The organism is Pseudomonadota bacterium, from assembly GCA_039193195.1.
In the GTDB taxonomy this organism is placed as follows: Bacteria; Pseudomonadota; Gammaproteobacteria; order Steroidobacterales; family JBCBZW01; genus JBCBZW01.
This window is the reverse complement of the sequence record JBCCWS010000041.1, coordinates 1-15,888: the sequence shown is the minus strand read 5'-3', so window position 1 is coordinate 15,888 and position 15,888 is coordinate 1. Positions and strand designations below refer to the sequence as shown.

Here is a 15,888-nt window from a genome sequence, read left to right as displayed (position 1 = left end):
AGCCCTACGCGCGCGTCAAGTGCGGTGCTAGGTCGGCCAGTCGCTCGAGGCTCAGGTCTGCCGCAGAGCGGGTCATCGCCTTGCCGCGGTAGGCCACCCCCAGCCCGGCCTCGCGGATCATATCGATATCGTTAGCGCCATCGCCGATGGCCACCGCTTGCGCGGGCGAGATGTTCAGGGCCTGACACTCCTCGCGCAGCACGGCGGCCTTCCTTTGCGCCGTGACCACCGGTTCGAGGACGATGCCGGTGAGGGCGTCATCCGCAGTCTCCAGGCCGTTGGAGACAACCCGATCGAACCCCAAGCGAGCTCCCACCACATCCGCGATGAGATCGAAACCGCCGCTGACCAGTACCGTGCGCATTCCGAGCGTGCGGCAGGTGCTGAGCAACTCAGCCGCGCCCTGTGAGAGGCGCACGTCTCGGGCGATGCGCTGAATCCTCGATAGCTGCAGCCCCCGCAGCATGGCCACGCGTGCCTCTAGCGCCTCACGGAAGTCCAGTTCGCCGCGCATCGCCCGCTCGGTGATCTCGGCGATCTTCGGGCCAAGTCCAAGGGCCTCAGCCATATCGACGATCGTCTCGCCCTCGGCGATGGTCGAGTCCATATCCGAGACGAGCAGCGCATAGCCGCGCCGCTCACGCATGCGCCATGTCTGGGAACTCGAGAAAGCGGCAGCGATCGATCTGTGGCAGGGCGAGCAGGGAAGACAGGTCTTCCTCGCTCACCGCGCTGTCGATCTCCAGAAATGCAATGGCATCACCGCCTTGCTCCAGCCGTCCCAGATGGAAGTTGGCGATGTTGATCCCGCTCGCCGCCATGCGCGAGCCAACGGCGCCTATCAGTCCGGGCTGATCCTGGTTGGTGATGTAGAGCATGTAGTTGCCCAAGGTGGACTCTAGCTGGATGCCCTTGATCTCCGTGACGCGCGGGCGCCCCGCCATCATGGTGCCGGCAATCGAGCGGCTCAGCTCTGGCGTCGATACGCGGATGCGGATCACCGCGTGGTAGTCGCCGGCGCTGTCGGCACGCGTCTGCTTGACGTTGATGCCTCGCTGGTGCGCCATGTCGCGCACGTTGACCAAATTGACCGAGGCGAACTTGGTGCCGAGCATGGCGGCCATCGCGGCGTTGGTGATCGGTTCGTGCTCGAGTCCCGCAGCGTCGCCGCAGTACTCGATCTGCATTTCCGTGATCTCCTCATCGGTCAGCTGCCCGACCATGGAGCCCAGGTGCTTGGCCAGGTCTATCCACGGGCCCAGCTTGCGCGCGTCTTCAGCACTCAGGGACGGGGTGTTCAGGGCGTTCTGCACGGCGCCGTCGACGAGGTAGTTAGCCATCTGCTCGGCCACCTGCACAGCTACCTTCTCCTGCGCCTCCTGGGTCGAGGCCCCAAGGTGCGGCGTGCAGATCACCTTAGGATGCCCGAATAGGGGATTCTCCTTGGCGGGCTCCTTCGCGAACACGTCCAGGGCTGCTCCGCGCACGTAGCCACTCTCGAGGGAAACGAGGAGCGCTGCCTCGTCGAGCAGCCCACCGCGTGCGCAGTTTACGATCATCACGCCCTTCTTCATCTTGTTGAAGGCGTTGGCGTCAAGGATGTTCTCGGTCTGCGGGGTCTTGGGCACGTGCAGGGTGATGATGTCGGCGCGGCCCAGCAACTCATCCAGCTCCAGCTTGGTGATGCCTAAGTCTTTGGCGCGCTCCTGTGACAGGAAGGGGTCGTAGGCGATCACCTTGAGGCCCACCCCGATGGCCTTAGCCGCCACGATGGATCCGATGTTGCCAGCGCCGATGAGCCCTAGGGTTTTGCCGGTAAGCTCCGTGCCCATGAACTTGGATTTCTCCCACAGGCCCCGATGGGTGGACGCATTCGCCTGGGGGATGTGGCGGGCCAGGGCGAACATCATGGCGATCGCGTGCTCGGCGGTGGTGATGGCGTTGCCGAAGGGCGTGTTCATCACCACCACACCGTGGCGCGTGCAGGCCTGGACGTCGATGTTGTCGACACCGATACCGGCACGGCCCACCACCTTCAGGTTGGTGGCCTTCTCCAGCAGTTCCGGCGTCACTTTGGTGGCTGAGCGAACGGCGAGGCCATGGAACTCGGGGATCATGTGTTGAAGTTCTTCCGGCGTGAGCTTGCCGGAGACGGTAACCTCGCAGCCCATGTTCTCGAAGGTCTGGACTGCTTGGGTGGACAGGGAATCGGAGATCAGAATCTTGGGTTTCGCGCTCATGCCGCGGTCACCTATTCAGGAAAATGTGAGAGAAGATTGCGTAGCGAAGGCCCACTCGAGCCAAGGCGTCAGGGCTTCGATGTTGCCGGTCTCGACCGTGGCGCCGCCCCAGATGCGAAGGCCTGCGGGCGCGTCGCGGTAGCCGTTGAAATCGTAGGCGGCACCTTCGGCTTCCACTAGCTTCACGAGGCCCTTGCAGAAGGCAGCCTGCGCTTCGGGCGAGAGCTTCTGAAAGGCGGGGTCGACGATCTTCAGGCACATGGAGGTGCAGGAGCGCGTCGCACTGTCACCGGCGAGCCAGTCGATCCAGGGAGTCGTCTGAACCCAGGCGTCGAGGGCGGCGAAGTTCGCTTGCGCGCGTGCGACGAGCGCCGGGCCGCCGCCGATGCGATCGGCCCAGTCGAGGGCGGCTAACACGTCTTCGACGGCGAGCATGGAGGGGGTGTTGATCGTGGCGCCCTGAAAGATCCCCGCGTTGAGCTTGCCCGCCTTGGTCAAGCGAAACAGCTTAGGCAGGGCGCGCGGCGGGACGTAGGTTTCAAGGCGCTCAACGGCCCGAGGTGAGACCGCCAGCATGCCGTGCGCGGCCTCGGAGCCGAGCACCTTTTGCCAGGACCAAGTCACCACGTCCAGCTTGCGCAAGTCCATCTCCATGGCGAAGGCGGCGGAGGTGGCGTCGCAGATGACGATGCCCTCGCGGTCCTCGGCAATCCAGTCGAGGTCGGGCACGCGAACGCCAGAGGTGGTGCCATTGAAGGCGAACACGAGATCGTGGGCAGGATCGACGGCAGCGAGGTCCGGCAGGGCGCCGTACTCGGCCTTCATGACCTGGGCGTTGGCAAGCTGTAGCTGCTTGAGGGCGTCGGTCGCCCAGTCCTTGGAGAAGCTCTCCCACTCCAGCACCGTGACTGGACGCGCGCCCAGCATCGACCACATGGCCATTTCGACTGCGCCCGTGTCCGAGCCGGGCACGATGCCCACGAGCCAGTCGTCGGGCAGACCCAACAGCGCCTTCGAGCGATCGATGACGGCCTTCAGCTTTGCCTTGGGTTCCTTCGCGCGGTGGGAACGGCCTACGGCGGCGCCGGCCAGCAGTTGTACTGTCCAGCCGGGAAACTTGGTGCAAGGGCCGGAGGAGAAGTTAGGATCGGCGGGTTTTCGCGTGGGCTTAGCCACGGGCGCAGGGCTGGCGCCACTGGGTGGGGTTGCCGGCGCACGCATGGGGGCACGCGGCGAACGCACGTCGTGCGTCGTCATGTTTCAAACCTCTAGTCTGTGGGCGGGTTGCTCCGCCAGGCCCGTGTAGGAGACCCAATGTGAAGGCAGAAATCAAGCCTTCGAGCGCCATCGGCACAGCGTTACGGGCGAGCCACCGCGGTGGCCAGTTACTCTGTTCGTCGGAAGCAGCTAGGCAACTGCGGGGGGAGCTCCACGAGGGGCGCTTGGATCGATGCTCAGGTCGACTGCCCCGCAATGACCCTTGGACACAGAGCGATATGAATGCCATCCACGAGCGTGCTCCCACGAGGATATCCTTGGGGCCGTCAATGTGCCGCGGGGGCACAGGTGCTTGGGGGTGTGCGTGTCCGGTGTAGTGAATCAGCGAATGAAGTGTAGCGCTCAGACGGCACGTTGAGAGACTCGGGATCGCCGATCCTCGCGGCTTCGTGGCGGCGGTCTTCGGGCGCGCGTAAGCGCAGCTTGTCGTCGGTGCGTTCGTTCCCCAGAATTCCCCCAGCGGTTAGGGCTTCGCGGACGGGGGCTTCGTGCGCATCTTCATCTCCTACGCATCGGCGGACCGAGTGATCGCCGAGGAGCTCTATCACGCCCTCGTTCAGCAGGGACACCGCGTCTTCATCGATTCGATCGGGCTCGGGGCGGGGGATGCCTATCACCCCGCACTTCGGAGGGAGATCGCATCTGCCGATCGGATGCTCGTGCTGGTGAGTAGTGCCGCCCTCGAACCCGCCCGCTATACCCAAACCGAGCTTGGCTACGCCCAAGATCGCTGGCCGGATCCCACCGGCCGTGTGCTGCCGATCGCCGTCTCTGCCTACGACGCGGACGACCTGCCGCCGTACCTTCGCTCGCTCACCGTGCTTGAACCCGCGGGCAGCGTCACCGCCGCCGTGCTGAAAGCGATTTCGCCGGTCAGGAGCAAGGGTCGTGCGCGCGTCGCCGCCACGCTGGCCGTGTTGGTGCTGGGATTGGTATCAGGAGCGATCTACGTGCTCCAAGGCCCAACGCCCGAGAAGACGATGGAGGAGGGCGCGCTTCGCTTCTCGCGCGTAACTCTGGATCCCGAGAATGATCACTGGGAAGAAGTGCCGGCGAATCGTCCCAATTACTACTACGAGCGGGCGCTGAGTCTTGCCGGTGACGACGGGGATCTCATGGCTACGATCGAGGCGCGCAAGGCAAGTGGCGCCTACGTCTGCCCGGCGCTGTTCACGCGTCCCGAACGATGTCGCCAAGCGGCTCGCTTCTTCGCCCAGAAGCACCTTCAGAACGAGGCCATCGACCCGAGCTTTGACATCCTGCTGTCGAATCACTCGGGCGACACGTTGCTCATCCTGTCGCTCGGCGTGGAGATCGAGTTCGCTGCGCAAATCACGGTCTCGCTTGGCGATTGGGAGACGACGCGGGTCAGGATCGACCGACAGTACGAGATCGCAATGCCTGCTCGCCCGCCCAGTGATACCTTCCGCGTGGGTGACTCGCTAATCGATCTTTCAGCAACCCTGCAGGAGTTTGTCGCCACCTACGGCGCTTACCCGAGCCCAACCACCCTGCGATCCGTCATGGGCACGCTCGACTACGAGTGGACCGGGCTACCCATCGTCGAGGAGGTAGCGCTGGGCGACCCCGTGTTCCTTCAGCCGAATGAGCCTTACCGATTCGGTTTGGTGCTCAAGTCGTACAAGTCCATGCCGAGCAATGTGCTCGTGCGGTTTCTGGTCACGACGGATCGTCGGGAGTTTTGGTCCCCTTACTACTACCTGTTTGCGCTCTAGGAACTATTGAGCGTTGTAGCCGAGCGGGAGCGGAAATTGGCGTGGGTCTTAGTCGACCGACCTGCTCTTCCGGCGGAGACACGCGCGTAGACCTTGTTGCCGATGGCTTACCAGCGCTCCGTCAGATCTCGTAGTCCTCTGCCACGATGTTGCAATGCTGGCTGGCGCCGGACACATCCGGAAAAATCGTTGAGTGCGTGATGTTCATCAAGCTCAGTTTCTTCAGGGCCGACTTCCTGAACACAGGGTCGCCCGGGAAATCGACCTTCAATAGTATGGCGTCCGACACGATCGGCGAGGCTGCGTTTTCCCTCACCCAGCGTTCAACATCCATCATCACCGGGCCCTTAGAGAACAGTCCCGACTGTCCAAGCAGGCGCTTGTTGTCGTCCGAGTCAGGGAAAATCAGACGCAGTTTCCTCTCGTCAGAAAGTGCTAAATTGACTTTGTCAAGCGCCTCCTGGTTCAGGCACCAGAGCGCACGCTGACGGACAGGATCCACGATATCAACTAGGGCGAAGAATATTGATATGTAGGGCGATTGAGACCAATCGAGCAGTGGTGTTGCCAAACCGTAGTGCTGCCCGAGCGCCCACAGCTCATCTTCCTCCAGCTTCGATGGGTTATCGCCGCGCCGACCACGGATTTCCAGCTTGAATCGGTTTAGATGCTTCTCAACGAAGGAGTCTAGCGAGCCCTGCTTGCTTCCCGTAGATCTGGCATTACGAATCAACCTGTCGAGGGTGGTTTCTAGGCGCCATTGGGAATCGGATTGGCCGCGGAATACGAAACGCTCGATACCCTGCATCTCGTTCTCTACTAAGTCCCTTAGTGCCTCGAAGTCATCGACTCGGTACTCCCGAATCTCTCCATCGTCGTTCTGGATGTACTTAGTCATTCCGTGATCTCGGGGTCTGATTAGGCACGCGCCACCTAGGGGAAGGAAGATGGCCCACTAGGGCTCGTATTGGCGCGTTGGCTCCGGTCTCCCGGACCTATCCTACCTAGTCGCAAGGCGTCTGCGAAATCGCCCATCCAGGGCTTGGGTTGACTCGCTCACGCGCGCGCAACGCATTCCCGGTCGTACTGACTATCCAGCCCGCAATGTCGAGCGCATCTCGGACGATGCGTCTGTGACGCTGTGGTGATGGAGATAGGTGAAGGATGCTATGCAGTGTATCGGAGAGTCCTATCGCGGCGCCGCCTCTTCAAGTTACCGGCAGTCGGTGACGCTGGCGTGAGCCTGGAGGCGCCCGAGCTCATCCGTCGGCAACCGGTGGGCGCCAACGCTTTTGAGTCTGAAACGAGCCCTAGTAGTGATAGCATTGCTCCCAAACGCACGGGCCAATCCAGAGATATAGAGTCGTGAACTACATTCTTTACGTCTTCATCGTGGTGAGCATCAACAGCTCTGGCCAGACCACTAGATCAGTGGCGCTTGACTCCCAGGAGTACGAGAGTAAGCAAGCATGTGAGGCAGCGGCCACGCAGCTCCGGGCAGCCATTCGACAAGGTCAGAAGACGTTCGTCTGCGTCCCGAAAGGGCTAGAGTGAGGTCGGTCGAGACTCTCCGATGCCAGGTGTTGGTGCGTCGCGGCGCTGTATAAAGGTCGCCGGGGGCGGTCGCTTGATTCAACCTCCACTCCGGCTGTCGCCGGAGCGGCTGGCGGCGCAACGCTCTCGATCCCACTGCGTGAGCTCCTGGTGGCTGTCCTAAGCGAGGCGCAGCGCAGCCCCAAACCGTACTGCGCGAAGGTGCTGGCCGAAAGGGCGACTACCGACCCGCGCCGGCGGTTGCGTCTATTGGGCACAAGGTGCGCTGTCAGCAGAAGACCCGGTTGAGCTTGCACACTTCGTGAGTCAGAGAGACGTATTGGACTCTTGCGGTGACACCTAACGGTTTCGGTGAAGTCGCGACACGTGAACGCTCCCACCCTTCACTACCGTTGCGGGTCGGTCGACCCAAGTGCTGCCTCAGATGCAGGCGACGCTCGGGCGGGTCGGCGCAGGTGATTGGAAGCGGGTGGATACGTAGGACCAGCTCAGTCAGTCCTGCAATCGTCGCCCGCCGAGCAGGCCGACCGAGACGGACTGCTGAGGTCGCGGGTCGCGGTACTCGTCGAGATGCATGTCGTAGCGACGCCGATCACTCAGGTCTTGGAAGATCACGGCGCGGCCGACGGCTATGCGTCCAGTGTCGGTGCGGACCGTGCCGTCGCGACGATGCCAGTCCCTCTCGGGTTCCTCGACGATCTGTAGATCCCACCGGGGCTCGCGTCGACGCATTCCCACGGCCACCACCTCTTCCATGGAGGCCCTTTCCGTGACCGACGCGCCAATGGGCCGAGTCGTCAACGCGACTCGTCCGATGTCTTGCCTTGTCGGTGATGTGGCTGAGCTTGCCAGGGGTACCTGCGTGTCGGTGCTCCGCAGAGAGGCAAGTGTGACGCTTGCGCCGAGGCTACCCGACTGACCGCTTGCCCCCGACAGGGTCAGCGGACTCATCTCTGTGCCGTCAAAGCCGGACTCCAGCGTTTGGCGTACCCACTCAACGCCGCCTAAACCACCGTCGGCGGCGGGGCTCGGAGCTGGATTGGCTGCGTACGTGGGCGAGGAAAGCAGCACTGATGCCAGGGCTGCGGCGAGGCCAGTTGAGTGTCTCATGTGGGCTATCGCTCGTTGACGCTTGCATACAATTAGCCTAACGGCACGGGCGGTGCAATCAATTCGATTTCGCCTTCAGCACAGTTCAGTGATACCGAATCGGTGGCGATGGCGAGGATGCGAGTGCGCGGTACCACCGCCACCAATGGATGAAAGTAACCTCTAGATCAGCGGGTTAAGAGCGCAGGCGGAAGCGCGTAGGCTGGCTGAAAAGCTGATCTCAGTGTCGCGCTTTGAGTGGGAATATTACCTAACGTACTAGGCAAGATGCTAGGTAAGCGACGTGCATCGAGGCCTCGAGGTAGCGAAAGTAAAGGCGCGTGCTCAACGAGATGCTGCAGAGCGCTCGCCGAGCCTGGCTTCGTGGTACCTGCACGTGGTCGATCTCTCGAGTGGCTGACCTTCGTCGACTAGGGCGAAGTGTGTAGCGAGGCGGAACTCGCATCGGTGGGTTGGAAGAGAGCGATTCGATTGCCCTCAGAATCTTCGAACTCCGCAACGATGCCCTGACCCGGTACTTCGCGAGGATCCAGCAAGACTTCGGCGCCAAGCCTCGTTAGCCGATCAAGGCTACGTTTGATACTCGGTACGCTCAGATACAGTATCGCTCCAGTCTTTGCTGGAACGTACACGTCCCCCTTGGCAAGTGCCCCTGTAGCGCCGCGACCTTGTGCAGTCTCAGGGAAGAGCGCCATCTCGTAGCCATCGACGGACTCTCTGGTGAGGGGGATGTTGAAGGCTTCCTCGTAGAAAGAGACTGCGCGGTCCAGATCTTCGACGGGAATCTCAAAGTACTGAACGCCAAGGAACCCGGGTGTTCGTTGCAAGTTCCTACTTCCGTCGCCGAGGGGGTTGCGGGCGTGAGCAAGCCAGCATCCCTAGTGGCATGGGTGTCGCTGCCATCGTGGTTGCTTGTGTGCAAGCGATTGTCGCTCCGCAAATCGCTCGGAGGTGGTGGGTCATCTCGGAGGGCCACGCGTTAGGCATCACGATAGAGTGTCCATATCCCTTCGACGACGGTTCTTTTGCTCCATCCCACGGACTTGCTTGCGTTTGCTCCGACCACTGACGATGCCCGCTCTTGTCCCAGGGGTTTCACAGCGAGGATTGGTTTGGAGTAAAACTGTGCACCCTTGATTTCCTTGCCAATCCACTTGCTATAGGTTGCATACATGCCGGTCGGGATCACGACCACGTGCGCTCGACTCAATTGGTTGTAGATTCGTTTCTTGAGCTCCCTATCGCTGTGGGCGTTGTGTATCGGATCAGACCTTGGTACCGAGAAGTTTCTGAACTTCAATGAAGCTTGGCCGATTGACCAGGGCTCGTCGAAGATCCATGAGGCAAGCGTCTCATAGTGGGTGGAGTGGGACCAGGCGTGACTAATAAAGACATGTATTTGCCGTAAGCTCACTGACTTCTCCAACCTCGACGTAGACTCGGTCACTTGGGCGTCAATACCCGTCAGTATGTGCATTTACTCTGTCGTTCTTCGCAGTAGAATGGCTTAGGCGCTCTTCACTTCACAGGCTGGGCTGCGGCTATGGCGTGAGCATCAGTACCGCCAGCTGCAAACCAAGTCGAAGCAGACGTCAGCCGTCGCGTCTGGATGCTGCGCTTACCGGGTTCGAACGCGCGCTCGGACGGCGAAACAGGGGGCGATTTACCCGTTGTGCTTTGGTATGTGCAGGGTCCTAGACCGATGTTAAGGAGAGTGCTTGTTCGCCGCCGTACAGACTTTCCACCGGCGAGCGCTCTGCCGTGGCGATAACTAGCTCACTGGCGAGGCTGACAGTGCAATTCGCGCAGCCAAGTCACGGTCAAGCCACCCAGTAGTCTTCGCTCGTAATGCGTCGTGCCCCCCACAGCACCACGCCAACGATCAACGCGATCGACAGCACACCGCTCACGAGCGCTTGGCTGACCGGGAATGCAGCGCCGGTGAGCCACGCCGGCAGCGATGTAAGTTCGAAGAGCACGGGCAGGCTGACGCCCTGCGGTGCCGCTCCCGCTGTTGCCATCAACCCCACCGCCACGGGCAGGATACTGACCATCGTCAGGCGCGTCTGGGCCTCCATGGTGGTCCTGGCTTGCAGCGCCAAGGCAAAGCCAACGGCGGAGGCCAGCAACGAGACGGGCAGTGCGGCGAGCGCCAGTAGCATCACGCTGCCCACGCCCAGGTTGAGCTCGACCGCTTGCGCGGGCACCAGCTGGTGGAGCGTTAGCGCCGAGACCACGGTCGTCACCAGGGCGCCGGCCCACCCGAAGAGGGAGATCACGGCCCATTTTCCGGCGACCCACGCCACCGGCGAAAGCGGCTGCAGTCGCATCAGGGCGAGCGTGCCGCGTTCGCGCTCACCGGTCGCGCTGTCGATCGCGGCGCCGGAGCTTGCGAGGAACGGCGCCAGCACGATGTAGAGGATGAACACGCTCGCGAAGAGCCCGAGCTTCGAGGTGTCGTCCAGGGCGACTGTGTTGACCCGATAGGGCTGGGTCACCACCGGCGCCACGCCCTGGCGGATCAGTGCCGTCGAGGAGATTCGTGCGGACAGTGATCCGATCGCCCGGCGGACTTCTTCCTCGGCCCGACCTTGGTCAGCATCCTTGCCCGTGAAAAGGTCGAGTTGCACAGAGCGGTGTCGCTCGCGCGCCTTGGCCGCGTCCGGTGGGATGGCCACGACCACATCCACTTTCTCGAGCGCCTGCGCCGTGAGCGGCACCGTTTCCTGCGGCACAATTTCCAGGCCGCGCTGCGTTAAGGCTTGCGTAATCGCCGCGTCCTGTCCCACCATCCCCACCCGTAGCGTGCGCTGCGGATCTCCCGCCAGGGCTCCTATGGTCACGACCAACAGGATAGGGCCCAACAACGCGTATAGCTGCGTGGAGACCACCGTGCGTCGATCGCGCAGGATGTGCAGCAGCTCTTTACGTGCGATCTCGATCATCTGCGTTAGGGTTTTCATGCAGCCAACTCCCGTAGCACGGCATCCTCTAGCGATGCGCAATTGCCCCGCAGGTCGCGCGGGGAATCCACTCGCAGCACTTGTCCTGAGTCGATGATCACGATGCGGTCGGCGATCTCTTCGACTTCGGCCAGCACATGGCTGGAGAAGAGAATCGCTCTGCCCGCGTCTCGTAACTCGCACAGCAGTGTGCGAAGGTCGCGCACACCGAGCACGTCCAGCCCACGGCTGGGCTCGTCGAGCACGAGGTTCTGCGGGTTGTGCAGCAGGCTCATGGCGATCCCCGTGCGCATGCGCTGCCCCTCGCTGAAGCCCTCCGTGCGTCGGTCCAGGATGTCACCTAGGCCAAGCTGGGCGCTGACCGCCGCGATCGCGCTCTCGACCCGCGCAAGGGCGTGCAGCTCGGCGATGTGCGCAAGGTGCTCGCGCACGCTCAGGCGCGGGTAGAGACCGAAGCGATCGGGGAAGACACCGAGCGCGCGAAGGGCCTGGTGCGAATCTGCTTGTATGTCGACCCCATCGATTCGCACCGTGCCACGATCGGGCGTCAAGGTGCCGGCGATTGCGCGCAGCGTCGTCGATTTTCCCGACCCGTTGAGACCCAGCAGGGTGGTAATCTCGCCGTCGCGCGCGTCGAAGGTGATGCCCCTTGCTGCCTGCACCTGGCCGTACGACTTTTCGAATCCGTTAATTGAAATCACAGTGCTGTTTCTCCGGTAGGGACGATGGGGGGAGCCTTCAGGTTCTTCAGGCAGGTGCCATCGATTGGCTGCCGCGGGGCGTCGAGGAACTGGGCGATGAGGCGGGGGGCGCACCCCTCGGGCGTGACGTTGTGGCCCACGGCAGGCGCCACGAGGTGTTGCACCTGACTTAGGCCGCGAATGGCCACCTCCGCTGAGGCGGGAGGCGTGACCGGGTCCAGGCCGCCCGATAGGGCGAGCGTGGGCACGTCGGAGACCACCAGCTCGCCGTAGTCCGCGGGCAGGTCCGTGCGCGGCCAGTGCCGACAGGCCGTTGCCCAGAAGCGGTAGTAGCTGTCTTGGAAGAGACTTCCTTCGCCGGCAAGGCGCGCTGCCTCGGGGGTAATGCGGTCGACGTCTTCCGTGCAGAGGATGCTCAAGGTGGCGCCGCCGAACATCGTCTCGCCAGCCCAAGAGGCGGTGTCTGCCGCGAGCGCGGCGAGCATCTGGTGGTCGCCGTTGCTGGCGCGGCGAAGCGCGAGGGGGATCAGGGCGGTGCGCGTTGGTGAGTAGAGTGCGCCGCGTACGGAGTTGCGGCCGACCGGGCCGTCGATCTCCTGTGTGATGTGCTCGCCGCCCAATGGATCACGTAGGTTTACGGTGTCGACTGAGGCGGCGATGAGGTGCTCCATGTCCTGCACTACCTGATGCGCATCGCAGGCGCTTTCGTGCTCACACCGCGCGAGCAGCGCCATGACGGCCGCGTGCGAGTGCTTGGGCGCCTGTGCAAACAGGGATTCGGTGTTCGAGGTCACACCATCGATCACCATCGCCGCGACTCGCTCAGGGTAGCGCGCGAGATAGCGCAGGGCTAGGCGCGTACCGAAGGAGGCTCCCCACAGGGCGACTTGCTCCTCGCCGAGGAGCTCGCGCACGTGGTCGAGGTCACGCACGATGGACTCACTGGCAAAGTGGCGCGGGCTTACCTCGTAGTGCTTGAGGCATGCACCGACGCCTTCGGCCAGTTCGTCGTCGCTCATCAGCTGTAAGCCGAGTCCGGTCACCGCTTCGCATTCGAGGGGATGGGAGCGACCGGTGCCGCGCTGGTCGACCAGGATCAGGTCTCGGTTCGTGTTCGCTTGGCGTAAGGATGATCTTACGAGAGCGCCGTAGTGAGACGCGGCGGCCTGGCCGGGGCCGCCGGCAAGGATCATGAGCGGCGCTGCGTTCTCGCGTACCCCTTTCGCGGGGGCACGCACGACGAAGAGGGCGAGTTCCTCTCCGTTGTGCTGCTCATGATCGACTGGCACAAGTACGTTCGCGCACTGCACGACGCGATCGACGTTGGGCACCGAGCAAGGCTGGAAGTCGATCGCCAGCTGGGGTGAGGAGCACCCCGCTAGGTACGCTGCGCCTGCCATCAAGGCCCCCGCACGCAATAGCAACTGATTGAATTTCATGCATCCCTCCACGGGCGCTGCGCCCGTTCTTGGAGGGGTAGTCTTCGATCCTACGATTTGCTTACACGGGCGATGCGAGCGACGTCGCATCGGGTGACCTAGCCCTCGGGGCGGAGTGGGGCTTGCAGCCCATCCTACTTTTGGCGGATGTGGTGTGCGGGACAAGTTCCTAGACTTCGACTGCCCTGTTCGGAGCGAGCGCCCCGTGATGAGGAATTCCCCTACAAACACTAGGGCTCGAGTTTGCCGCTACCCTCAGGCGTTGCTCGCTGCGCTGCTCGCCTTGATGACCCCGACGAGCGCAGTTGCCGTCCAGCTTGAGGTGTCGCCATCGGCACCGGCCATCGCGCACATCGCCGCTGCCGTTCTTCTGTACCTGCACATTGGTGGCGGTGCGGTTGGTCTGGTTTTGGGAGTTATTGCCGCGGTCGCACGAAAGGGCGGGGAACTGCACCGAGCGGCGGGGTACACGTTCGTCGTCTCGATGGCCATCACCTACTTGATCGGCGCCGCCGTAGCTCCGTTTCTCACTGAAGGGCAGAGACCGAACTTGGTGGCCGGCGTGTTGGCCCTTTACCTCCTGGCCTCGAGCCTCATGACGGCGAGGCGTCGCGAATTCCGCGCGAGCTGGACTGAGCGAGTCGGTTTGGCATTGGCGCTCGCGATAACTGGCATGGGGTTGTACTTCATGTTCCTCGGAGCGAACAGCGCTACCGGCACTGTAGACGGCTCGCCGCCCCAGGCATTCGTGCTCTTTGTGTTTGTCGGTGTAGCTGCCGTGTACGGAGAAGCCAATGCCATCATTCGCAAAAAACTGTTCCCAGCCGCACGCGTGTCTCGGCACTTGTGGCGCGTGTGCGTGTCGTTCTTCATCGCCTCTGGCTCGTTTTTTTTGGGGCAGCCGCAGGTGTTCCCCGAAGCGTTCAACGATACCTTGGCGCCGGTTGCACTGGCTTTCGCGCCGCTGCTGATGATGGTCGCCTTCTTGTTGCGGACGAGGTTCTCTCGCTTGCACAAGTCCACCTAAGGCGTGAGTTTGCGGCGCACGTCGACATTGCGTACGGTGCAGTCAACGAGAGGCTGAGCGAGTAGGTGCGAACGCCACCAACCGACCGGTGATTCCACAGGGAAGGCCGACGGGTGTTTTACGGGCAAGATGGCCGGAGAACAGATGTTGTCCACTAGACAATTGGCAGGCGATCGGCGCCGTCCGGCCGAAGGCGTGCGTAGGGTGCCGCTAAGCACGGGACGGTGGGCGATGGCCTGGGTGGCTAGTGTCCTCTCAGGTCTGGCGTTTGCGACCCATCGTACGGACGAGGCCCCCATGGTCGTCGCTTCATACGAGGTGCCCAACGTCTCACACGCGTCCGCCGCGCCCAAGCAGGCGCCGCTTGCGCTAGAGGTGGCGGACAATGCTGTGTTTTCCAAGCTCACCACGCGAACCCTGGATGCCGACGGGCCCCAATTGGGCCTCAGCGCGTACGCCCTGATCCGAGACTTTGCCGGTAGGAGATCGATCGAAGCGCCTGACCTCTACGCCGTCAACCACCTCGGGGTGGAGCATATCTACGAGGACACGGACGCGGCGGTCGGCCCGCACTTCGTATTCGTTATCCATCGGGATGTCGATCGCGATCGCGACCGTGTGGAGAAGGCCGATCGTCAGCGCAATGAGATCAAGGCGTACGACAAGTCCGTGCCGGCACTCAAGGCGTTCGCGAATGAGACCCTGCTCTACACTTGGAAATTCAAGATCAATGCGTCGATGGCCGTGTCACGGCGCTTCACCCATTTCTTCCAACTAAAGGCCGTGGGTGGGCGCGACAGTCAGCCCATGCTCACCATATCCGGCGCTAAGCGCAGGGGCGAGGATGGGATCGAGGTGCGCCATAGTGCCGGTCAAGGCGGGATGGTACTCGCCCGTCAGCCCTGGCGTGACGTGGTGGGTGAGTGGCTCGACGTGTACTGTCGCGCCACCTTCGCCGAGTCCGGCGAGCTGCGCCTAATCGCGACGCGCCTGCGCGACGGCGCGATTGTCTTTGATATCTCCGTGTCAGCGCTAGACCTGTGGCGCGGCGAGGCCGCGAATCACTTCGTACGACCGAAGTGGGGAATCTACCGCTCTGTCGCGGATTTAGGCAACCTACGAGCGGAAGAAGAGACGGTGCGGTTTGCCAACTTCTCTGTTAGCAAGATCAAGCTCCACTGAAAGCGCTGATGTCGCCGCGTGGTATATGGAGCACGTAGAGCAGGTTGAATGGAGCATCGGCACGAAAGGTGGCGGTGCAGAGAGTTCCTCCGATCCACTGCGCGGTGTTAGACAGTTGGTCAACCTCAGAGAGGTGCGGTAGGCGGAGTCTCGATCAGCTGCACACGCGTTTTCGGCCATCTCGCGTGCGTGCGATGTCGACGTTCTCCTAACCGGCAGGGTGTACATGACGGTGCTGTGTGTGTGGTGCTGCCTGCGATCGCTCTGCGGCTTTCGCGTTGAATTATCTGACGACGGCACCAATCAGAAAACCGAGCCTAACGGGCTATCCGGTTTGACATACGCCGAGTGAAGTTAGGCATCTCCTAAGGCGACTATACATCTTCTTCCGCCCTTCGTTCACGAGTGCCGATGTCGACATGCAGATGTCGGGTATTCGACTTCAACTCCTCCAAATCAACGCTAGGGGTGTGGACCTGAGTGCAGGATGTGCTGGTCGATGTTGCTAGTGTCCTGTCCGGTTAGTTCGTTGAGGAATTCGCACGGGGCTTTTTGCTCCGGAGCGCGGCGCGACGACGAGCGTGGCAGGCCCCACGGGAGGAGGAGCAACGTGCTCAGGGGGGAAAAGAACCCGCAAATTCTTCAACGAACTAACCGG

At 62.3% G+C, this 15,888-nt stretch carries 13 protein-coding genes; 3 read left to right on the top strand and 10 right to left on the bottom strand.

The annotated features are described in order from the left end of the window. Window positions 1–4: 4 nt before the first annotated feature. Genes serB through AAGA68_21970 form a run of 3 tightly spaced genes read right to left on the bottom strand, consistent with a single transcriptional unit; the run spans window position 5 to window position 3,461 of the window. On the bottom strand, window positions 5–646 hold the full coding sequence (serB, locus tag AAGA68_21980) for a phosphoserine phosphatase SerB (protein MEM9387739.1): 642 nt from the start codon (window positions 644–646) through the stop codon (window positions 5–7). Then, entirely contained in the window at window positions 639–2,240 is a 1,602-nt protein-coding gene (gene serA, locus AAGA68_21975; GenBank protein ID MEM9387738.1) for a phosphoglycerate dehydrogenase, read from the bottom strand. The genes serB and serA overlap by 8 nt, the downstream gene beginning before the upstream one ends. 15 nt (window positions 2,241–2,255) lie before the next feature. Next, a complete protein-coding gene (locus AAGA68_21970; protein MEM9387737.1) occupies window positions 2,256–3,461 on the bottom strand; it encodes a phosphoserine transaminase in 1,206 nt (401 codons plus the stop codon). Between the two features lie 545 nt (window positions 3,462–4,006). Between AAGA68_21970 and AAGA68_21965 the strand changes: the two genes are divergently transcribed. Then, window positions 4,007–5,254 (top strand): TIR domain-containing protein, encoded by a 1,248-nt coding sequence (locus AAGA68_21965; GenBank protein ID MEM9387736.1) that lies wholly within the window; start codon window positions 4,007–4,009, stop codon window positions 5,252–5,254. Window positions 5,255–5,375: 121 nt separating this feature from the next. On the opposite strand, the gene AAGA68_21960 is transcribed toward AAGA68_21965, so the two are convergent. The 7 genes from AAGA68_21960 to AAGA68_21930 all read right to left on the bottom strand — a co-directional run bounded on the left by AAGA68_21960 (window position 5,376) and on the right by AAGA68_21930 (window position 13,021). After that, entirely contained in the window at window positions 5,376–6,152 is a 777-nt protein-coding gene (locus AAGA68_21960; GenBank protein MEM9387735.1) for an FRG domain-containing protein, read from the bottom strand. A 1,148-nt stretch (window positions 6,153–7,300) separates the two neighbouring features. Further along, window positions 7,301–7,918 carry a hypothetical protein gene (locus tag AAGA68_21955; protein ID MEM9387734.1) on the bottom strand — a complete coding sequence of 206 codons (618 nt, stop codon included), beginning with the start codon at window positions 7,916–7,918 and terminating at the stop codon, window positions 7,301–7,303. A gap of 410 nt (window positions 7,919–8,328) precedes the next feature. Next, window positions 8,329–8,745 (bottom strand): VOC family protein, encoded by a 417-nt coding sequence (locus AAGA68_21950; protein MEM9387733.1) that lies wholly within the window; start codon window positions 8,743–8,745, stop codon window positions 8,329–8,331. Between the two features lie 152 nt (window positions 8,746–8,897). Continuing rightward, the gene (locus tag AAGA68_21945) at window positions 8,898–9,395 is read right to left on the bottom strand and encodes a TIR domain-containing protein (protein MEM9387732.1); all 498 of its coding nucleotides are present in this window, start codon (window positions 9,393–9,395) and stop codon (window positions 8,898–8,900) included. A 343-nt stretch (window positions 9,396–9,738) separates the two neighbouring features. Then, the gene (locus AAGA68_21940) at window positions 9,739–10,881 is read right to left on the bottom strand and encodes an ABC transporter permease subunit (GenBank protein ID MEM9387731.1); all 1,143 of its coding nucleotides are present in this window, start codon (window positions 10,879–10,881) and stop codon (window positions 9,739–9,741) included. Next, window positions 10,878–11,582 (bottom strand): ATP-binding cassette domain-containing protein, encoded by a 705-nt coding sequence (locus AAGA68_21935; protein MEM9387730.1) that lies wholly within the window; start codon window positions 11,580–11,582, stop codon window positions 10,878–10,880. The genes AAGA68_21940 and AAGA68_21935 overlap by 4 nt, the downstream gene beginning before the upstream one ends. Beyond that, window positions 11,579–13,021: an alpha/beta fold hydrolase gene (locus AAGA68_21930; GenBank protein MEM9387729.1), complete on the bottom strand. Its 1,443-nt coding sequence runs from the start codon at window positions 13,019–13,021 to the stop codon at window positions 11,579–11,581. The genes AAGA68_21935 and AAGA68_21930 overlap by 4 nt, the downstream gene beginning before the upstream one ends. A gap of 208 nt (window positions 13,022–13,229) precedes the next feature. Between AAGA68_21930 and AAGA68_21925 the strand changes: the two genes are divergently transcribed. Both AAGA68_21925 and AAGA68_21920 read left to right on the top strand, forming a co-directional pair. Beyond that, on the top strand, window positions 13,230–14,048 hold the full coding sequence (locus AAGA68_21925; protein MEM9387728.1) for a hypothetical protein: 819 nt from the start codon (window positions 13,230–13,232) through the stop codon (window positions 14,046–14,048). Between the two features lie 297 nt (window positions 14,049–14,345). Beyond that, entirely contained in the window at window positions 14,346–15,230 is an 885-nt protein-coding gene (locus AAGA68_21920; GenBank protein MEM9387727.1) for a hypothetical protein, read from the top strand. The last annotated feature ends 658 nt before the right edge of the window (window positions 15,231–15,888 follow it).